Source organism: Proteus vulgaris, assembly GCF_011045815.1.
Taxonomy (GTDB): Bacteria; Pseudomonadota; Gammaproteobacteria; order Enterobacterales; family Enterobacteriaceae; genus Proteus; species Proteus vulgaris_B.
Genome location: NZ_CP047344.1, coordinates 16375 through 35739, shown reverse-complemented (window position 1 = coordinate 35739; position 19365 = coordinate 16375). Strand labels below are relative to the sequence as shown.

The 19365-nt window shown below is 37.7% G+C and carries 20 protein-coding genes; 7 read left to right on the top strand and 13 right to left on the bottom strand.

Annotation, left to right across the window (positions count from 1 at the left end):
* The first annotated feature begins 14 nt into the window (after positions 1 to 14).
* Positions 15 to 920, top strand: coding sequence for a glycosyltransferase family 2 protein (locus GTH24_RS00185; protein ID WP_072070449.1), 906 nt, complete (start codon positions 15 to 17; stop codon positions 918 to 920).
* Here the strand turns inward: GTH24_RS00185 and GTH24_RS00180 are convergent.
* The 5 genes from GTH24_RS00180 to rfaQ all read right to left on the bottom strand — a co-directional run bounded on the left by GTH24_RS00180 (position 913) and on the right by rfaQ (position 6286).
* Positions 913 to 1923, bottom strand: coding sequence for a glycosyltransferase family 9 protein (locus GTH24_RS00180; protein ID WP_241254002.1), 1011 nt, complete (start codon positions 1921 to 1923; stop codon positions 913 to 915). The genes GTH24_RS00185 and GTH24_RS00180 overlap by 8 nt on opposite strands.
* Positions 1924 to 1990: 67 nt before the next feature.
* A complete protein-coding gene (locus GTH24_RS00175; protein ID WP_072070451.1) occupies positions 1991 to 2953 on the bottom strand; it encodes a polysaccharide deacetylase family protein in 963 nt (320 codons plus the stop codon).
* Positions 2954 to 2994: 41 nt separating this feature from the next.
* Positions 2995 to 4098 (bottom strand): glycosyltransferase, encoded by a 1104-nt coding sequence (locus GTH24_RS00170; protein ID WP_072070452.1) that lies wholly within the window; start codon positions 4096 to 4098, stop codon positions 2995 to 2997.
* Complete coding sequence (locus tag GTH24_RS00165; protein WP_164525814.1) at positions 4095 to 5225, bottom strand: glycosyltransferase family 4 protein; 1131 nt, start codon at positions 5223 to 5225, stop codon at positions 4095 to 4097. The genes GTH24_RS00170 and GTH24_RS00165 overlap by 4 nt, the downstream gene beginning before the upstream one ends.
* Positions 5222 to 6286, bottom strand: a complete 1065-nt coding sequence (gene rfaQ / locus GTH24_RS00160; protein ID WP_072070454.1) for a putative lipopolysaccharide heptosyltransferase III — start codon at positions 6284 to 6286, stop codon at positions 5222 to 5224. Before rfaQ ends, GTH24_RS00165 begins: the two co-directional genes overlap by 4 nt.
* A gap of 201 nt (positions 6287 to 6487) precedes the next feature.
* On the opposite strand from rfaQ, the gene waaA reads away from it, so the two are divergent.
* The 3 genes from waaA to coaD are packed head-to-tail and all read left to right on the top strand — an operon-like array spanning position 6488 to position 9019.
* Complete coding sequence (gene waaA, locus GTH24_RS00155; protein ID WP_072070455.1) at positions 6488 to 7765, top strand: lipid IV(A) 3-deoxy-D-manno-octulosonic acid transferase; 1278 nt, start codon at positions 6488 to 6490, stop codon at positions 7763 to 7765.
* Positions 7765 to 8544: a glycosyltransferase family 2 protein gene (locus GTH24_RS00150; RefSeq protein WP_164525813.1), complete on the top strand. Its 780-nt coding sequence runs from the start codon at positions 7765 to 7767 to the stop codon at positions 8542 to 8544. The genes waaA and GTH24_RS00150 overlap by 1 nt, the downstream gene beginning before the upstream one ends.
* The gene (coaD, locus tag GTH24_RS00145; protein ID WP_072070457.1) at positions 8534 to 9019 is read left to right on the top strand and encodes a pantetheine-phosphate adenylyltransferase; all 486 of its coding nucleotides are present in this window, start codon (positions 8534 to 8536) and stop codon (positions 9017 to 9019) included. Before GTH24_RS00150 ends, coaD begins: the two co-directional genes overlap by 11 nt.
* Here the strand turns inward: coaD and mutM are convergent.
* Positions 9016 to 9840, bottom strand: coding sequence for a bifunctional DNA-formamidopyrimidine glycosylase/DNA-(apurinic or apyrimidinic site) lyase (gene mutM / locus GTH24_RS00140; protein WP_164525812.1), 825 nt, complete (start codon positions 9838 to 9840; stop codon positions 9016 to 9018). The genes coaD and mutM overlap by 4 nt on opposite strands.
* 99 nt (positions 9841 to 9939) lie before the next feature.
* Between mutM and rfaL the strand changes: the two genes are divergently transcribed.
* The gene (gene rfaL, locus GTH24_RS00135) at positions 9940 to 11199 is read left to right on the top strand and encodes an O-antigen ligase RfaL (protein WP_164525811.1); all 1260 of its coding nucleotides are present in this window, start codon (positions 9940 to 9942) and stop codon (positions 11197 to 11199) included.
* Between the two features lies 1 nt (position 11200).
* On the opposite strand, the gene GTH24_RS00130 is transcribed toward rfaL, so the two are convergent.
* The 7 genes from GTH24_RS00130 to radC form a co-directional block, all read right to left on the bottom strand.
* Positions 11201 to 12370: a glycosyltransferase family 4 protein gene (locus GTH24_RS00130; protein ID WP_206535557.1), complete on the bottom strand. Its 1170-nt coding sequence runs from the start codon at positions 12368 to 12370 to the stop codon at positions 11201 to 11203.
* The gene (locus GTH24_RS00125) at positions 12370 to 13473 is read right to left on the bottom strand and encodes a glycosyltransferase family 4 protein (RefSeq protein WP_072070461.1); all 1104 of its coding nucleotides are present in this window, start codon (positions 13471 to 13473) and stop codon (positions 12370 to 12372) included. The genes GTH24_RS00130 and GTH24_RS00125 overlap by 1 nt, the downstream gene beginning before the upstream one ends.
* A gap of 3 nt (positions 13474 to 13476) precedes the next feature.
* Entirely contained in the window at positions 13477 to 14478 is a 1002-nt protein-coding gene (locus GTH24_RS00120; protein WP_164525809.1) for a glycosyltransferase family 9 protein, read from the bottom strand.
* Positions 14479 to 14694: 216 nt separating this feature from the next.
* Positions 14695 to 15822 carry a glycosyltransferase family 4 protein gene (locus tag GTH24_RS00115; RefSeq protein ID WP_164525808.1) on the bottom strand — a complete coding sequence of 376 codons (1128 nt, stop codon included), beginning with the start codon at positions 15820 to 15822 and terminating at the stop codon, positions 14695 to 14697.
* Positions 15823 to 15971: 149 nt separating this feature from the next.
* Positions 15972 to 16139, bottom strand: a complete 168-nt coding sequence (gene rpmG, locus GTH24_RS00110) for a 50S ribosomal protein L33 (RefSeq protein WP_006534250.1) — start codon at positions 16137 to 16139, stop codon at positions 15972 to 15974.
* A 10-nt stretch (positions 16140 to 16149) separates the two neighbouring features.
* The gene (gene rpmB / locus GTH24_RS00105) at positions 16150 to 16386 is read right to left on the bottom strand and encodes a 50S ribosomal protein L28 (RefSeq protein ID WP_036914542.1); all 237 of its coding nucleotides are present in this window, start codon (positions 16384 to 16386) and stop codon (positions 16150 to 16152) included.
* Between the two features lie 247 nt (positions 16387 to 16633).
* Positions 16634 to 17305 carry a RadC family protein gene (gene radC / locus GTH24_RS00095; RefSeq protein WP_115351312.1) on the bottom strand — a complete coding sequence of 224 codons (672 nt, stop codon included), beginning with the start codon at positions 17303 to 17305 and terminating at the stop codon, positions 16634 to 16636.
* 301 nt (positions 17306 to 17606) lie between these two features.
* On the opposite strand from radC, the gene coaBC reads away from it, so the two are divergent.
* Together coaBC and dut are read left to right on the top strand one after the other, a co-directional pair.
* The gene (gene coaBC / locus GTH24_RS00090) at positions 17607 to 18818 is read left to right on the top strand and encodes a bifunctional phosphopantothenoylcysteine decarboxylase/phosphopantothenate--cysteine ligase CoaBC (RefSeq protein ID WP_164525807.1); all 1212 of its coding nucleotides are present in this window, start codon (positions 17607 to 17609) and stop codon (positions 18816 to 18818) included.
* The gene (dut, locus tag GTH24_RS00085) at positions 18802 to 19260 is read left to right on the top strand and encodes a dUTP diphosphatase (RefSeq protein ID WP_072070466.1); all 459 of its coding nucleotides are present in this window, start codon (positions 18802 to 18804) and stop codon (positions 19258 to 19260) included. Before coaBC ends, dut begins: the two co-directional genes overlap by 17 nt.
* The last annotated feature ends 105 nt before the right edge of the window (positions 19261 to 19365 follow it).

Sequence of the window (19365 nt, the reverse complement as noted above, 5' to 3'; positions counted from 1 at the left end):
CTTGGTTTAACTAAATGAAAAAATTATCGATCATTGTCAATATTAAAGATTTAGAACATGTTATCTCTAGGTGTTTAGAAAGTATTGAAGCGTCATTAGAATTTTATCCTGATTCCGAGTATGAGATATTAATGATTGATGATAACTCAACAGATAATACGCCTGAAATACTTAAAAGTTTTGAAAGAAAAAATCCATCTTTTAAATATATTAGAACGACTTTTTGTAATTTAGGTAAGGCAAGAAAATATGCAATCACCCAATGTACTGGTGATTATATTACTTTTATTGATGGTGATGATTTTATTGCTACTGTTGATTTTTCCAAATTAACTCCAATTTTAGATAAACAGCCTGATATCATCATTACAGGATTAAACGAAGTATTTAAAAAAGACGACGAAATAATTAAAATCACACTTGGAGCACCCTTATTTCTAAATAGAAATCAAGCAATCACTGATTTTTTAATTCATAAAAAATATCAAGCTCATTTATGTGGTAAATTTTTTAAAAGTGAAATTTTAAAATCAATTGATTATCCAGAAGTCTATTGTTATGAGGATGCTTTCGCTTTTCCAGATATACTAAACAAAAGTAATAGCATTGTGTATTTAGAAGAGAAATTTTATAATTACATTAAAGATGATAATAGTTTATCTAATAGTATTAATACTAAAAAAATAGACCTAATGACTGAGGTCATATTGAAAATGTATCAAGTTTTTCCTAATAATTTTTATAATTTAATTAGTTGCCATGCTATTGAACATCTATTGAAATACAATACTCAGTTAAGTAATTCCAATAGGTTAAAAAATCAAATAGAAAAAATAAAAACACTAAATTTTCTATTTGATTTTAATATTAGAACTAGTTTTAAAAAGAAATACCTTTTATATAAAATAAAAATTAATTAATTTTAATATGGTTTATGGTGCTATCAAATACTTCATCAACAGTAATATCACTCATCGTTTTGATAGTACCATCTATAGATATTCCATCCTTTTTAATCACTTTATGTAAATCAGGATCTTGATAAGGCCCCGTCCATTTTGGATCTGCAGTTACAAATAGACTAACTGTAGGTATTTGCAACGCTATTGCTAAATGTAGAGGTCCAGTATCACCAGTAACTAATACATCCATTATTTTTATCTGGCTGAGCAAATCAGGTAATGAAGTCTTGCCTACTAGATTTTCAATATTGTGATGGTATTTTTCTGGCAATAATGCAAAAAACTCCTCGGGTAATTCTAATTCTCGAGGAGATCCTATTAATTTGATTTGTACTGATGGTTGACTATCAATAAGCTTCTGCGCTAATTCGGCAAAGTTTTTAACTGGCCATCTACGTTCTTGCGTTGATGCCCCCATCTGAAAACCAACAATATCCCCTTCACTTTTGGCTAATTGTTCTATTTCACACGGAAGTTCCATTCTTGTATCAGTACTATCGATCCCTAAATAATGAATAAGATTAAGTTTCGTTTGAATTATATGCCCCATTCCTGGCTGATATTCAGCAATAATCCATTTCTGAAACCATTTAGGAATAGCATGAAAAGTATTACGCAAAATATAGTGACAACCTGCCATAACAGCAAATAACACATCATAAGGGAGATGAGAATGAAGAATAACCGCTAATTCTGGTTTATATTTTTTTGCCTGTAATGCAATAGGGAGTAGATTTCTAATTTTATTATCCCAATAAACCACACTGTCTATTTGGTCATAGTTTTCAACTAATAATCTATTTTTTTCGCTGGAAACCAATGTAATATGTGCGTCAGGGTAATGTGCACGAATAGCTCTTATCGCGGGAGTATTAAACATAAAATCCCCCAGCGCTGTCGTAGAAAAAATAAGAATACTATTAAATTGAATATCAGATGAAAACGTATCTGTTTTTTTCATCTTTCCTAAAAGTGGATTATAAATATTTAGGAAGTTATGTACCCATTTTAATTTCTTTAACTTCATCTTATTTTGCCTGCATCTTACTTTGATAGTACTCAGCCAACGTCATTCCCTGCACTTTGTCTGACAAGAAACTAAATAATGTTTCTAAATCATTATATAGCCCTTCAATTTCCTGTTCAGTACGGAATGTAGGACTACCACCCGGCATAAATTCAGATGAGTGCAACATAAACTCAATATGAGAGTGCCCCTGAGCTAACGATTTTTCAGCAACATCAATCATCTGTTGAGCATTTCCGCCTTTAGGGCGAAGCCAATTTACTGAAGGGGCTCGTTGCTTACCTCTTAACTTATCGTAGCCTTGCTTAATTTTATTCATTAAAGGCGAATGCTTATATTGAATACTCATTGGCACTTCTAACAATGATGAATTACCCGACTTGGTAATATCTTCTAGATCCATAAAATAAGCATAGCTTGGAAAATCAGTGTAATTAGTGCCACCCACTTGTGCTGGATCGCCTTTTGTAAAACGCCAATCTACTTTAGGTGTGACAGAACAATCGACTTGATAACCAAACTCAACCAAGAGTTGTGCATAAACCTCATTAAATGCCCAACGCCCCGCGCGATGACTTAACATTTTTGTTTGTAGTTTATCTTCAAGCAAATCAGTCATTAATGCGATTTTATCTCGCATTTGCGCTTTGGGGTATTCAATTAAATAAGGCTGATAACGTAAATCATCATCAGTTAAAGGTGTTAATGGTGGGCTATTCCAAGCATGTAAGTGCATACCAATTTCACCCGTATTACGGGCAATAACATCACGAGCAAACTCAATATATGCCTCATCCATTACCATTTCATAGTTTGTTAGCCAAACTGGTTTAAAATGAAAACGTTCACAAAGTTGCTGAAAACGAGGAAGAAAATGCGTATTTTGCGTGGTGATCTCACCTTCATTTTCCCAAAGATTATCACCTTCAGTATCTAATGTGATAATAAATGCTGGTTTAGTCATTGAAATACCTTACGCCTTCTTGAGAAATAAATTTAGCAATTTTATTGTTTAATGAGTGAAACATACTGATCAATCACTTCATTAATATCAAATTTTTGGTACATCTCAGGTGTGATTTTAGGTGGGGTAAAATAAACCAATCGCATCTTTTCTGCTAACGATGCTGCATTTAGCTCTGCTTTATAATTAGCAAGCTCACCTTCCATAATTTCACCAATACCACCGGGACAATTGGTACTCACAATCGGTGTATTACAAATCAAAGATTCAACCAACACATTGCCTAAACCTTCGCTATCAGAGCTTAAAACAATCGCTTTGGCATCATTAATAACAGCAAATGGATTTGCTAAAAAACCAATTAAACTTACTTTATTTTCTAAATTAAGCTCTGCTATTTTATTTTTAATTTTAGTTGTCACTTCAGAAGAGCCTTGTCCTGCAATAAATAATTTACAAGGCAAATCCGCTAACGCAAATGCTTCTAATAATCTGTCATGCCGTTTAACTTCATGAAAACGACCAATATGCAGTAAATAATCTTGCCCTTGATAAGAATTACTTTCTAACGCTAAATTTCTAATTTCTTGAATATCAAACGGATTATAAATCGTTTTTAATTGTTGTGGTGATACTCCCACATTTTCGATCAAATCCTGTCCAGCCGCATTGGAAACCGTAATAATATTTTTCCCTTGATATACTTTTTGGATCTTTTTTTGTTTTAACCAACGAGAAAAACCTGTTTTATTACCTAAATAAGATTGGGAAAATATGCCATGAATGCAATACCACGTATTTTTATCTGACAGCTCTTTAGATAAAGCGACTATTCTATCTGTCTTATGCAAATTTGAAACAACAAGCGATGGAATACCTTTACGTGCAAATAATGATTTCAACGTATTATCCATCGACTTTGCTCGACGTTTCAGTTCTGTTTGTCGATGAAATAATCCACGGTAACTGTCTGCATCAATCAATAACTCAATATTAGCAGGGATCGAATAATCACACTTTTCGGCTAAAGAGAGTAACGTAACGGTATAACCACGCTGGCTTAAACCATGACAGAGCCTGATAGTGACATTTTCAGCACCCCCCCCCGGTAATCCATCAATAATAAAAAGGATATGTTCCTTCATAAACTAAGAACCTTTTGGTAAAGCCCAATCAGTTGTTGAGATAAATGCTCTGGCGTATAAGGCAATATCTTGTTTCGGGCAGCTTTAGACATTCTATTATCAAGATTATCGGCAGAAATTGTTTTTATTGCACTTACCATTGCCGAAATATCTAGCGCATCAGTGACAAAACCATTAACACCTTGCTCAATAAATTCAGAGCCACCACAAGTATAACTAGTGATCACGGGTAAACCACATGCCATTGCCTCTAAAACAACATTAGGAAAAGGATCATATAAAGTGGGTAACAATAAACCATCTGCCATTTGATATAAAGGTAAGGTGTCTTTTTGCACACCTAAAAAATGAACGCGATCATGACTTTTTAATTGATGAGCAAATTGCTGATATTTTTTCTGCTCTTTATCTTGTCCAACTACAATCAAATGTGCACTTGTACAACTAATCGATTCTATGGCCGCTTTTAAGCCTTTGCGCTCAAATCCAGAGCCCACATAAATAAAACATTTTGCTTCAACAGGAATATGGTATTGCTGGCGTAATTGTTCTCGATAAAGCGCAGTCGCAGGGAAAAATCGCTGATTATCAATCGCATTATAAATTACGCTAATGCGCTCACTTTCAATACCAAAATCTTCCATCACTTCACGCTTTACCATTTCTGAATTACAGATAACGCGTTTTAGTTCTGGTGAATGATACATCTCTTTTTCAGCTTTCATTACATAGCGATGATAACAACTATTAAGCAATAATTGACTACGTAATGGGCTTAAAACGCGTGAACGTTGTAATAACCAGCGGTGATGAACACCGTCTCCGGCACGATAAATATCGCATCCTGCAATACGTTCATGACTTTGCACTAAATCGAACTTTTCTTTTTGCCAACATTGTCTTGCTGCTTGAGCAAAACCTTTTTCACGACTAATTCGTCCCCATTTCATTGGGTTGACAATATGAATATGCCACTGAGGTTGTACTGCACCAATCCATGAACGCGTGATCACATTAAGTTCTACAGCTTGATTATCTAATGCCTCAAGCGCTCGAGAAACAAATCGTTCTGCTCCCCCATCAGGTCGGTATTTTTGACGCACTATAGCCAATCGGAATGAATTCATTTTAGTTGTCCCCTTACGGCATTCAGTACATCTTCGACAGGTATTAAACTGAGATAACGCGTTTGTGTGTTGGTATTGACATCATCAGGATCAGGGAGTTCACCATAATTGCCTGCCCATAACACTTCGCCAATATGTTCCCATGGCGACCAATGAAATAATTTTGATGGCCCAAAGAGTGCAATAAGAGGCGTTTTAAGTGCTGCCGCCATATGCATGGGAACAGAATCAACCCCAATAAATAAACGAGCATGATCAATTAACGCAGCAAGTTGAGGTAAAGAGAGTTGTCCTGATAATGAAACCACACTGTTTGAAGTACACCCTTTAATAATGGTCTCTACCATCTCTTTTTCACGAACATCAGGCCCTGATGTTAAAATAATTTGGTGTCCATCATGCTGTAAGGCATCGATTAATTCAGACCACTTATTTTCATCCCAACATTTAAAAAACCAACGAGATGTCGGTTGGATAACAATATAAGATGTGAATACACCTTGAGATTTTAGCTTATCAATAATGCACTGTTTATCTTGTTCACTGTATGCCATTGATACTTGATTATCTATTTTAGGTAGCTGTAGTGGTTGCAAGAGCGCTAAATTTTGCTCCACAATATGTTGAGTATAAACAGAGTCTAAAGGGATCAAATGAGTAAAGCATTTTTTCCAAAAAGGGCTTTGACGTTTATAAATATCATATCCAACACGAATTTTAGCCCCCGTAAAACGCGTTATTAATGCACTATTCCATTGATCGGCTAAGTTTATAACAACATCATAGTGTCTCTTTCTTAATTCAGTGAACAATTGCCACTCATGACGTAACCTTGCCAGCTTCCCTTCATTTTTCCATGCTTTATCTAGTGCAAAAATATGGTGAATGGAGGAAAAACTCTCAATCATTGGCATGGTTTCTTTATTAATTAAAACATCCACTTCAGCATTTGGAAAGTTAGCTTTTAATGTATTAATAACAGGGGTAATCAATAAAGTATCACCATGATGTCGTAACTTAATAATAAGAACCCGTTGTATTAACTTCATTTTTTCACTCATAACATTCCAAATGTACTTGAATAACTAGCAATGTGATTTGATTATAAAAAAAATTCTATCAAGTTTCCTGAATAAAGCCTGTTAAAATTAATAAAAAAGCATTATACCGCGTTGTTTAATGCCACAACGTTTGTTTTTACACACTTTCTACTGCACAGTGTGATACTATAAGCGTTCGTCCAGATAAGTGAATTTGATAGCATGTTGTTGCGTTTATATCAGGTACTTCTTTACCTTATTCAACCTCTGATTTGGTTACGTCTTTTATTACGTAGCCGTAAAGCACCCGCCTACCGAAAACGGTGGGGAGAGCGCTATGGCTTTTGCAAAGGCAAAGTCGTGCCTCAAGGGATATTATTGCATTCTGTATCTGTGGGTGAGACTCTCGCCGCAGTGCCGCTTGTTCGCGCCCTTCGCCATCACTATCCTGATTTACCTATAACAGTCACTACCATGACTCCAACAGGTTCAGAACGTGTACGTTCTGCGTTTGGTGATGATGTTTACCATGTCTATCTTCCTTATGATTTACCAGGTTCAGTTAATCGTTTTCTTAAAACGGTCGATCCCAAATTGGTTATCATTATGGAAACAGAATTATGGCCTAACCTAATTTCAAAACTGCATCAACGAAAGATCCCGTTGATTATTGCTAATGCACGTTTATCAGAACGCTCTGCCGCTGGTTATCAAAAATTAGGTAATTTTGTCAAAACGATGCTCCAAAAGATCACCTTAATTGCGGCTCAAAACCAAGAAGATGGTGAGCGCTTTATCGAATTAGGCCTTAAACGCTCACATTTGCATGTAACAGGCAGCCTGAAATTTGATATTTCTGTTACCCCTGAATTAGCTGCCAGAGCTGTTGCTTTACGTCGCCAATGGGCAGCTCACCGCCCTGTTTGGATTGCAACGAGCACACATGAAGGTGAAGAAACCATTATTTTAGAGACACATAAAAAGCTTCTGACACAATTTCCACAACTTTTGTTAATTTTAGTGCCTCGACATCCTGAACGTTTTCCTAAAGCTGAGCAATTAACCCGCGAAGCAGGATTAAAGTACACATTACGTAGCACTGATGCTGTTCCCGATGCACAAACTCAAGTGGTTATTGGCGATACTATGGGCGAACTGATGTTGCTCTATGGTATTGCTGATTTAGCCTTTGTGGGAGGGAGTTTAGTCGAGCGAGGTGGTCATAACCCGTTAGAAGCAGCCGCTCACGCTATCCCTGTAATTATGGGACCTCATACTTTTAATTTTAAAAATATCTGTGCCAAGCTTGATCAAGCTGAAGGGTTAATCACTGTCACGGACAGTCAATCAATGGCAACAGCGATCGCCTCACTGCTTAATGATGAAGACTACCGTCGTTATTATGGTCGTCATGCGGTTGAAGTACTTCATGAAAATCAAGGGGCATTGCTGCGTTTACTCACCTTACTTTCACCCTATCTTCCTCCCCGGAGTCACTAATGAGCCAGAGTAAGCGCCTTTCTGTGGTGATGATCAGTAAAAATGTCGCTGATGTCATTGGTGAATGCTTAGACTCTGTACAATGGGCGGATGAAATCATTGTGTTAGATTCGGGGAGTCAAGATGATACCCGTCGTATTGCAACAGAAAAAGGGGCAAAAGTCTTTGTAAACAGTGAGTGGCCAGGTTTTGGTAAACAGCGCCAATTAGCACAACAATATGCCACTGGTGATTATATTTTTATGATCGATAGTGACGAACGTGTCACTCCTGAGCTAAAAACCAGTATCCTTGCGATATTGCAACAACCTGAAGAAAATGTGGTTTATCACTGTGCTCGCCGTAACTTATTTATGGGGCGTTTTATGAAGCACAGTGGTTGGTATCCCGATAAAGTGACACGTTTATATGCTCGTGAACGTTATCAATATAACGATAATTTAGTTCATGAATCATTAGAAACCCAAGGTGCAACCGTTAAAACCTTACAAGGTGACCTCTTACATCTTACTTGCCGTGATCTCATGGAGTTTCAGCAAAAACAGCTAAAATATGCCACCGAATGGGCAAAAGAGCGTCACCAACAAGGTAAAAAAGCCAGTTTCAGCTCAATTTTAAGTCATACATTAGGGGCTTTTTTTAAGACGTGGTTGTTAAGAATGGGATTTTTAGATGGAAAACAGGGTTTGATATTGGCATTTGTTAACGCACAGTATACCTTTAATAAATACGCTTCTTTATGGGAACTCAGCCAGAAGACTATCAATAATGAAAAATAAAGCTATCTACCCCGGAACATTCGATCCAATCACTTATGGCCATATTGATATTTTAACCCGTGCTGCGGGTATGTTTGATACGGTTTTATTAGCCATTGCTGATAGCGCCCGTAAAAATCCGATGTTTACCCTCGAAGAACGTGTTGATCTAGCCAAACAGGTAACGAGTCATTTACCTAATGTTGAAGTGGTTGGGTTTAGTGAACTAATGGCTAATTTTGCCAGACAACAACAGGCGACTATTTTAATTCGTGGTGTACGTAGCGTTTCTGACTTTGAATATGAATGGCAACTGGCCAATATGAACCGCCATTTTGCACCTGATCTTGATAGCGTATTTTTACTACCCTCTCAAAATCTTTCTTTTGTCTCTTCATCTTTAATTAAAGATGTGGCGCGCCATGACGGTGATGTCTCTACGTTTTTACCTGAAGTAGTCACCACCGCCATGCTAAAAAAACTCGGCAAAATTTAACTCTCATTTTCACCATGTTGGCAATGTCGGCAGAAAAAGGTGCTACGTTGCCCTTGCTTAATACTTTCAATTGTATGTCCACAAATTAAACAAGGTTTGTCTTTACGTCCATAAACAAATAGCTCTTGTGCAAAATAACCAGGCTTACCATCTGATTGTAAAAAATCTTTTAGTGTTGTCCCACCCTGTTCGATAGAGCGTGTTAATACGCGTTTTATCGCAGTTACTAGTACCACACATTCTTCTAACGTTAAACTATTGGCTTTTCTATCTGGCATAATGCCCGATGAGAATAGTGCCTCGTTAGCATAGATATTGCCGACACCCACAACTAATTTATTATCCATTAACCATGGTTTAATGGCTGTTTTTTTATTTTTTGACTGTTGATATAGATATTGTGCATTAAATTCATCAGAAAGGGGTTCAGGCCCTAAATGGGCTAATACTGAGCTGGTTGTTAAATCTTCACACCATAACCATGCACCAAAGCGTCGAGGATCGGTATAACGCAGTACTTTGCCATCACGAAAAATTAAATCGATATGATCATGTTTTTCTTCAGGCTGTTCCTCTAATAAAATACGCACACTCCCTGACATCCCCAAATGGATAATGATCCATCCAGTATTCAGCTCTATGAGTAGATATTTAGCTCGTCGCTTAACACTTAAAATAGGCTCATCGAGTAAGGTTTTTATTTTTTCAGAAACGGGCCAACGTAATTTACTATTACGTACAATGGCATAGTGCAACACATTACCTACAAGATGAGGTTCAATACCTCGGCGACTGGTTTCAACTTCTGGCAATTCAGGCACTGGTGACTCCATAATTATCAGATAAGAGATACAGCGATAACATCATTTTTATTGTATGATCAGCTTCCCTAAAAGCATAAAGGACAATAGCAGATTATTATGATGGTGTTTAAAGATTGTAGTAAAAAATCCCTGTGGAATTTATCCATTATTGGGCTTTACATTATATTGATCTACTTACCAGATATCACCCGTTATAAAAATATTGTGATGGGGTTGATTGGTGCAACAGCACTGTGGTATCTGGTACGTGACTTTAAGACTATCTGTAAGATATTTAAAAATAATCTCGCTTTTTCACTCCTGTTTTTATTGCTCGCGATTGGCTATTCGATACTGATTTCTGTTGAACCTAGCATCAGTATAAAAGAGATAAATAAGCCGATTTTAAATGGCTTACTATTGTTTGCTGTGACCTTTCCGATTGTATTATATAAAGAAAAACCTGCTGATATTGCCAAGATGGTGATGGTGGCCTTTGTGATTGGGTTGTTAGTGATTATGGCTAAGGAGTTAGTGCAGTATTATTTGGAGTACAAAGAAAATATTTTACCTCTAACTTGGAGAAGTCAACCTCTTCATCGTGAAATGGCCTATGGAATACTTTTTTTTACTCCTATTATTTTTTCATTCTGGATTTTAGAAAAAAATAGCACCACTCTTAAGATAGCCATTGTAATTTTTATCAGCATATTACTCACTATATTAATGCTAGGAACATTAGCTCGAGGAGCATGGTTGGCATTAATTATCATTTCGTTAACTATTTTATTGATTAACCATCAATGGAAGCTAATTATATTTAGCATGATAATTAGTATATTAGTATTTTTTTTAATGACTCAGATTTCTGCTAATAAAGTTGTTACAGCTTTCCTACAAAGTAAATTAACTCAAATCAATAGTGGTGATCGTTTAAATAACGGCACCCAAGGCTCTGCATTAGATCTTATCTTTAAACAACCGATAAAAGGTTATGGCTACGGTAATCAGCTTTACCATAATGTCTATAATGAACGAGTTAAAGAGCATCCTGAATGGATATTTAAAAAATCCGTAGGTCCTCACAATATCTTTCTCGCTTTTTGGTTTGCTGGCGGTATTTTAGGGTTATTTGGTATTCTCTATTTTTGCTCTTCAGTAATTGCTCAAGGTATCCAACTAATAAGAAAGAACTCAGGAATTATTCGCCAAGCAGCTTTAGTGTTATTGATGTCATTTTTAGGAGTATATGTACTACGAGGATTATTTGAAAATGCCTATATTAATCAAGTGGGTATTTTGGTGGGATTAATGTTGGCATTGCGTCATGCTTTACTCAATAATCAATCAGTCACGCCATCAGATAAACAACAATAGATTACTTAATTAACTTCTCTATTGTTTTTAGAATAGTCTCTGCCCGCTTATCCCAGTTGTAATAGTTTTCAACCAGAGAGCGGGCATGAGTTGTTTTTTCTTTAGCTCTCTGTGGGTTTTCTCTTAGTTGTATTATCTGTTTTGCAAAACTTTGTGCATCACCACTATCGGCAAAACTCACTGCTTTCTCATCCACAACATCACGAATTGAAGGAAAATCTGAAATGACTACCGGTTTTTCCATAGCCATATATTCAAATAACTTAAGTGGTGAAGTATAACGACTTCCAATGCTCGTTAATGTCAGCGGGAGCACACAGATATCGTGCAGAGCAATTGCTTCAAAGCGTTTTTTCGGATCAATAAACCCCAAGAAATTCACTTTATCTTTGACATCCATTTCTTGAGCTAATAAGGTTAATCCCCCAATCTGCTCCGGCGTTCCTCCTGCGATATTCAACCGTGCGTTATCAAGGTATTTCATTGCTCGCATCATGGTTGGAATACCTTTCCATTTATGCAAACTTCCCAAATAAAGCACTTCAGTAATGGGTTGATTTAATTTAGGAGGTACTATCTGATTATCTGCCACAGCATGTAAATCCACACCATCAGGAACCACTGTTATTGGTGTAGTAACTTGATACTGCGAAATAATATCATCTCTTAATAATGAAGTAAGAACAAAAACACCCGTAGCTTGGCTATAAACCAACTTTTCCATTTTTAATAGCTTATGATATTTGGCTCGATTCTTTTTTTTCTCAAATGAATGAGACTCTGCAAAAGATTGAGCAAAGATTTCATGGCTTTCAAAAAAGAGAGGAATGTCTGGGTAATTTTCACAGAGATAACAAGCTAGTTTTAAATTACGGGTAAACAACGCATCAACGTTATTTTGCTTTACCCAGCGAGTAATCTGTAATGAGAAAAGTTTTTGTGAATTAAACGGAAAATACCATTTACGGCGAATATCTCTTAAAGAAACTAAACTCGCATTAGGATGAATAGCACGTCCTAATATATCACTATCTCGATATTGTCCTTTAGGTGTCACTAAAGTGACATGTGCACCCGCTCTGGCAAAAGCATCGACATTTTGCAGTATTTGCAATGAAGCCACACGTAAGTCAGGAACCGGGTAAGGATCAAGATAGGCAATTTTCATAATTATGACGCCAGTGCCCGTAACAAACGTTGCGCAGAGTGTTGCCAAGTATAACGTGATTCAATGCGTAGACGAGCTTGCTCCCCCATGCTTTTACCTCTATCCGGTAATGCGCGAAGATGATTAATCGCTATCACAATTTCATCTGCACTACCTGGTGCGACTAGAAGCCCAGCGGTGCCTTCATTACCCACCACTTCAGGAATACCCCCGATATGGCTTGCAATGACAGGTTTTGCACACGCCATCGCTTCTGCAATCGTAATACCGAAGGCTTCATCTCCTGTACTCGGGAAAATACCTGCATCACTTGCTGCATAAAATTCAGGTAATACATTATGTTCAACAGGTTGATGAAAAATAACTTGCTCTGCAATCCCTTTAGAAATAACTTTCTTTTTTAATCGCTCAAGATCATCACCAGCACCGATAATCAGAAGTTTAACATCTTCACCTTTTAATTGCTCGATGGCATCAATTGCGACACTCAAGCCTTTCCAACCTACTAGCCGTCCTGCAAATGAGAGTAAAAAAGTAGACGCATTGATCCCTAATTGCTCACGCAATGACGTAGTCATAGGCTTAAACTTTTCAATATCCACACCATTATAAATCACGTTTGGAAATTGCTTAAAATGATGCTGGATTTGCCAAGCATTAAAGTGACTGCACGCAACCCATGCTGAAATCTTTTTACCTAACCTGCGATCGCCTTTAAAGAAACTGGTTCCCCCACTCATATAGCAAAAACGAGTTGAGGATGATTTAGGCATCATAGAGGGCCAAAAAAAATCAAAAGGCTTCGTTAAAATTACCCAATCAAAATGTTGGCTAATAACCTCTTTTTTGGCATGTCGCGCAAAAGTATAACGCTCAACAATACGACGAAAGCGCCCACCGAGATCAATCACTTTATCTCTGGGGGTATAAGGATAAGTGTGAACCTGTATTTGACGTCCTGCCAGATTGTGTCGAATATCGCCATTGCCACCATAAAGATGAACTTCATGTCCAGCATCATGCAATTGCTTAGCCAGTTCCCAAACTGCTGTTTGGATCCCGCCATAAGACATGGTGATTGTGACATCAATTATACCGATCTTCATGGATTACTTTTTCACCTTCATTCCATCAATGATATTACGCACTGCATTCCACACTTCTTCAACTGATATTTCAGCCATATTGTCTTCGCGATGAGCATTTTCCAACGAGGTTGGATGTTGGATAACCTGACAACAAGAATGTTGTAATGGCGCTAAATAGCACCCTGGGTGATAGCTATGGTATAACGCCACCATTGGGATATCTAAAGCCCCTGCTAAATGTGTAGGCCCTGTATCTACCCCTACATAAAGCGATAAATTTGCCATAATTGCCGCATTTTGTCGCATTGAAACTCGACCGGCCAAGGCTAAACAACGCTCTTCACCTATTCTTTTAGCTAAATCAATGGAGAGTTGTTCACTTTCCTTACTACCTAATAGCAAGAAATACGTACTCGCGTCATGGGTAATTATCTGCTTTGCTAATTGTAGAAAATTTTCCACCGGCCAATCTCTATAGGCTTTAGCCGGAAAACTCTGTAATTGAAAACCAATAATATTCTTATTAATTAATGAATTATCTTTTAAAAATTGTTGTGCAAAGCTCTTTTCTTCATCACTGATAAAGTAACGTAACTGCCAACAACTCGGATAAATCCCTAACGCATTAATTAATAAGGCACGTTCTTTTTGTGCAACCATCGGCGATTTGGGACGTTCAACCCAAGTCACATCAGTTTGCTGTTGCGACTGATCAGAAAAAGTCACCGTATGGTGAGATTGACGACGGGCATAGCTCACCAACTCACTATCATTGCCATATACTAGCGCTAAATCATAAGGCTTATGAGGTAGCCAGCCTGTCCAAACCGCTCTTTTTTTAGAAAAAGGTCTAATACAATCAATATCAGGATTATGCTCAAGAATGCATGCGCTACGTTTATGTGCAAGCACATGAATATGAGCATTAGGCCAACGCTGTTTTAATGCATGGATAACCGGTGTGATAAGTAATGTATCACCGAAACGGGCTATCGCTATAACCAATATATTATTTGGATCCATATGCTTTTTATTTGGCTTAAATGATACATTTACTTCTCAGACTATACACTAAAAAGTATTACAAATATTCATCAATAAGATGAATACACTAAGTTGATAATAGAGACTCTAAGTCATTCAAGGTGTATCTAGTACGAATAAGTACAATCAGCCATACGATAACTTAAAATATGACGAGTAGAGATAATCGTTTCACGACTTTATTATCAACATTAATCATACTGATTTATTTTTATCGTTAATTGCCTGAATAAAGATCCTTTCCATCTTATCTAGCATATTATCCAAGCCAAATCGTGAAACAGCATGTTCAAGCGCAGCTTTTCCCATCTGTTCACGTAATTGTTCTGAGCCCATTAATTTAGCTAAATGGCTTGTCAGTGCCTCTTGTTCTTGTGGCACCAATGTAAAACCCGTTTTACCATCAATAACAGCCTCGCTAATCGCTCCCACCGTTGTAGAAACAATAGGTAAGCCACAGGCCATTGCTTGCATAATGCCTTGAGGCACGCCTTCATTACCAAAAGAAGGTAATGCAAAGAGATCCATTGCATTTAAACAATCAGGCACATCATTACGATTACCTAAAAAGAAAATACTTTGCGCTAATCCCGCATTTTTGACCATTGGCTCTAAATTTTTACGCTGAGGTCCATCACCGACAAAAATTAATTGCCAATCGGGAAACTGCTGATGTAATGATTTCCATGCTTCGACTAAATATTTATGCCCTTTCCACACACGCATTGTTGCCACTATTCCTAATGTTGGTTTATTAGGGATACCTATTTTCGCTCTAGCATGCTGTTTATCCTGTGGAAAAAAACGTTGTAAATCAATGCCTGTAGGCACTGACGTCATTTTTTCTAATGGGAATTTATTGTGCTGATGTAATGTCTGACGTAGCTTTTCGCCTGTTGTCACGATATGCGCGCTAGATGAAAGATAGAGCCAGCGAGTAGGTAGTGAGCGTGAAACATCGGTAGAAACATGGCGAGTACGCACAATCGGTGGTGTATGGCTTAATGTGGCACAAGAGGCTGCAACTAACCATGCATCGGTAGAACTATGAGTATTAATCACATCAAATTGGTGATGATGTATTTTCAGCCACTGACGAAGTGCTTTTAATGCAGAGACACGTTTTTTTTCAATCGGTAATGTAAAAACTTCAATACCATAATCAGGCGCAGCTTTGGCAATTTTAGAGGTCGGGCAACACACTAGCGCAACTTGGTGCCCTCTGCGGATCATACCTTGAGATTCCGTCAGTATACGAATTTCCTGACCACCCCACCCACAAGATGATTCTGTATGTAATATTGATAATACTGACTTACTCATCCGCAATCCATTCACCTGATGATTCAAAAAGAGCCATAGTATAACTAAAGAGCAAAGGAAGATCACAATAGCTTTACTTTGTTATACTTAGCAGGCTTTAGATAACAAAAAACCCGACACAAAGGTCGGGTTTTTTAAGAAAACTAAAATTATTTAATTTTAGCTTCTTTATAAAGCACATGTTGACGAACAACTGGATCGAATTTTTTCATTTCCAGTTTTTCTGGCATAGTGCGTTTGTTCTTCGTAGTGGTATAGAAGTGACCTGTACCAGCAGAAGAAACGAGTTTAATTTTCTCGCGAATACCTTTAGCCATTTTTCAGCTCCTAGAACTTCTCACCACGGGCACGTAAATCTGCTAATACAGATTCGATGCCTTTCTTATCAATCACACGCATACCTTTAGCAGATACACGCAGAGTTACGAAACGTTTCTCAGACTCAACCCAGAAACGGTGAGAGTGCAGGTTTGGCAGAAAACGGCGTTTAGTCGCGTTTAATGCGTGAGAGCGGTTGTTTCCACTCACAGGACGCTTGCCGGTAACTTGGCAGACTCGGGACATGTCTATTCTCCAAAAATCTAATCAGCTCGAGCTTTAGTATCAGGTTTGACCGCCTCGTCAGGCTTTGGAGCCCATCTCAGCAACTTTTAACGATTGAAAAACTGTGTAAACACCTCAGAAAAAACTTGCTGAGATAGGCTCTTCTCGCCAAACCCAAGATCCTCAAAGGTGGCGTAGTATACGCCCAATGGCCTCAACGCTCAAGACCCGTACAAATAAAGATTGACAATAATTACAAAAATATTTGCTATAACCAGCCACGTTCAGCAAAAGAAACACAGTTATCATGCCCTATTACAAGGTGATCGAGTACATTTACACCCACTAATTGGCATGCGGCAAAAATTTTCTTAGTGATCTGTTTATCTGCAAGGCTAGGTTCACAAATACCTGAAGGATGATTATGGGCAAGAATAATCGATGTTGCATTCTTTTTTATTGATTGACGTACAATTTCTCTAGGATGAACTTCTACTCGATTAATAGTTCCTTTAAACATCTCTTCATAGGCAATTAATTGATTTTGATTATCAAGAAAAAGTACCACAAACACTTCTCTTTCTTGCCAATTAAGTAATTTTTTTAAGTAATATTTCGTTTCCTCTGAAGAAGATAACACATTTTTATACATAAATTGTGTAGTCGAAAAGCGTTGTGCCATCTCATTAATTGCCTGTAATTGGGTAAACTTACCCACTCCAACACCTTTAAAACGGCCAAGTGTTTCATAATCTGCGCTAATGACATGATATAAAGAACCACATTCTTTAAGTAAAAAAGCGGCGAGCTCTAATACTGATTTTTCATAAGTTCCTGTACGTAAAAAAAGAGCAAGTAACTCAATATCGGTAAGCGACTCCACGCCATAAAGCAGTAGCTTTTCTCTAGGTAAAAGTGCATTAACTGATTGATTTTCCATCCATGGACTCCTTAATTAGCAAAATTGGAATATAAATAACTTATTTTATTTCTTCACTTTAATTCTGCTATTTTGCATTTTAAGCACGCATCATAAAATGCCAATCATAAAACAACTGTTGTTTTATACAGTCAATTTACTATAAACTGCTTATATTGTATGAAAAAGACACATATCAAAATTATGCGAGATAACCCGCAAAAATTTAATCAATAAAACATGAAGTTACATAGAATTCCGAATTCACGGATACCTTGTGGTAAAATTGCGGACAATTATTTATGTACTTAGGCATTTCATCATGACTACACTTCACAACAAAAAGATTATTCTTGGTATTAGTGGTGGTATTGCGGCCTATAAAGCACCTGAACTTGTTCGCCGTTTACGTGATAAAGGTGCTATTGTCCGTGTTGTAATGACACCCGCGGCACATGCTTTTGTCACACCATTATCATTACAAGCGGTTTCTGGCTTTCCTGTAGCAGATGACCTACTTGATCCTGCTGCAGAAGCAGCAATGGGGCATATTGAATTAGGTAAATGGGCTGATTTAATTTTACTTGCACCTGCAACAGCTGATCTTATCGCCCGTTTACGCGCAGGCATGGCTAATGATTTACTCACCACACTCTGTTTAGCCAGTAGTGCGCCTATTGCCATTGCCCCAGCAATGAATCAGCAGATGTATCGAGCCGCTATTACACAAGAGAATTTATCCGGTTTAGAACAACGGGGTTGTTTAATTTGGGGGCCTGATTCAGGTAGCCAAGCGTGTGGTGATGTGGGTCCTGGGCGAATGCTAGATCCTTTAGAGCTCGTCGCATTAGCTGAAAAACAACTTGCTATACAATCACAAGATTTTGTGGGTAAAAAAATCACCATCACCGCAGGGCCTACTCGTGAAGCGCTAGATCCGGTACGTTTTATCAGCAATCATAGCTCTGGAAAAATGGGCTTTGCAATTGCACAAGCGGCTGCATTAAGGGGCGCTGAAGTTACTCTTATCGCAGGCCCTGTCACATTACCGACACCCGCTTGTGTTAAACGTATCGATGTTGAAAGCGCACAAGAAATGTATGAACAAGTGATGATGCTAGCGCCTTCACAAGATATTTTTATTGGTTGTGCAGCCGTTGCAGATTATCGCGCTAAACTTATTGCGACTGAAAAAATTAAAAAACAAGGTGATGAAGTCACCATCACTATGGTAAAAAACCCCGATATTGTTGCCAGTGTCGGAAAAATGATTGAGCACCGTCCTTTTGTTGTTGGATTTGCAGCCGAAACCCAGAATGTGGAAGAATATGCCCGCAAAAAACGAGAACAGAAGCAGCTTGATTTAATCTGTGCTAATGATGTTTCATTAGAAAATCAAGGCTTTAACAGTGACAATAATGCATTACACCTTATTTGGGCTAATGGAGAAACGCGTTTACCACACAGTAGTAAAGCACAACTTAGCCATCGCCTACTCGACGAGATAGCCAAACACTATGATGAAAAAAATTGATGTTAAAATTCTTGATGCTCGTATTGGCCAAGAATATCCACTTCCTGCTTATGCCACAACAGGCTCTGCTGGTTTAGATTTACGTGCTTGCCTTGATGCACCATTGATACTTGAACCAGGGCAAACTGAATTATTACCGACAGGTCTCGCTGTACATATTGCCGATGAAGGTTTAGCAGCAATGGTGCTTCCTCGTTCAGGCTTGGGCCATAAACACGGTGTTGTATTAGGTAACTTAGTTGGACTGATTGATTCTGACTACCAAGGCCAATTAATGGTGTCAGTTTGGAATCGAGGGCAAAAAGCATTCACCATCGAACCCGGCGAACGTATTGCTCAGATGGTTATCGTACCGGTCATTCAAGCTGAATTTAATATTGTTGAAGATTTTACCGCAACGGAACGTGGTAGTGGCGGTTTTGGTCATTCCGGCCGCCAATAATAACGACGTCTTGCATTAATTATTTCAATGACGATATCACTCCCTTTGCACTAAAAATTTAAGTGCAAAGGTTTACTGATTTGTTTTGCTTTTAGCAGGGGCCTT

Bases quoted from the DNA above. Each gene is read 5' to 3' on its own strand.
- GTH24_RS00185 (WP_072070449.1), top strand. From the start codon at position 15: ATGAAAAAATTATCGATCATTGTCAATATTAAAGATTTAGAACATGTT.
- GTH24_RS00180 (WP_241254002.1), bottom strand. From the start codon at position 1,923: ATGAAAAAAACAGATACGTTTTCATCTGATATTCAATTTAATAGTATT.
- GTH24_RS00175 (WP_072070451.1), bottom strand. From the start codon at position 2,953: ATGACTAAACCAGCATTTATTATCACATTAGATACTGAAGGTGATAAT.
- GTH24_RS00170 (WP_072070452.1), bottom strand. From the start codon at position 4,098: ATGAAGGAACATATCCTTTTTATTATTGATGGATTACCGGGGGGGGGT.
- GTH24_RS00165 (WP_164525814.1), bottom strand. From the start codon at position 5,225: ATGAATTCATTCCGATTGGCTATAGTGCGTCAAAAATACCGACCTGAT.
- rfaQ (WP_072070454.1), bottom strand. From the start codon at position 6,286: ATGAGTGAAAAAATGAAGTTAATACAACGGGTTCTTATTATTAAGTTA.
- waaA (WP_072070455.1), top strand. From the start codon at position 6,488: ATGTTGTTGCGTTTATATCAGGTACTTCTTTACCTTATTCAACCTCTG.
- GTH24_RS00150 (WP_164525813.1), top strand. From the start codon at position 7,765: ATGAGCCAGAGTAAGCGCCTTTCTGTGGTGATGATCAGTAAAAATGTC.
- coaD (WP_072070457.1), top strand. From the start codon at position 8,534: ATGAAAAATAAAGCTATCTACCCCGGAACATTCGATCCAATCACTTAT.
- rfaL (WP_164525811.1), top strand. From the start codon at position 9,940: ATGATGGTGTTTAAAGATTGTAGTAAAAAATCCCTGTGGAATTTATCC.
- GTH24_RS00125 (WP_072070461.1), bottom strand. From the start codon at position 13,473: ATGAAGATCGGTATAATTGATGTCACAATCACCATGTCTTATGGCGGG.
- GTH24_RS00120 (WP_164525809.1), bottom strand. From the start codon at position 14,478: ATGGATCCAAATAATATATTGGTTATAGCGATAGCCCGTTTCGGTGAT.
- GTH24_RS00115 (WP_164525808.1), bottom strand. From the start codon at position 15,822: ATGAGTAAGTCAGTATTATCAATATTACATACAGAATCATCTTGTGGG.
- rpmG (WP_006534250.1), bottom strand. From the start codon at position 16,139: ATGGCTAAAGGTATTCGCGAGAAAATTAAACTCGTTTCTTCTGCTGGT.
- rpmB (WP_036914542.1), bottom strand. From the start codon at position 16,386: ATGTCCCGAGTCTGCCAAGTTACCGGCAAGCGTCCTGTGAGTGGAAAC.
- radC (WP_115351312.1), bottom strand. From the start codon at position 17,305: ATGGAAAATCAATCAGTTAATGCACTTTTACCTAGAGAAAAGCTACTG.
- coaBC (WP_164525807.1), top strand. From the start codon at position 17,607: ATGACTACACTTCACAACAAAAAGATTATTCTTGGTATTAGTGGTGGT.
- dut (WP_072070466.1), top strand. From the start codon at position 18,802: ATGATGAAAAAAATTGATGTTAAAATTCTTGATGCTCGTATTGGCCAA.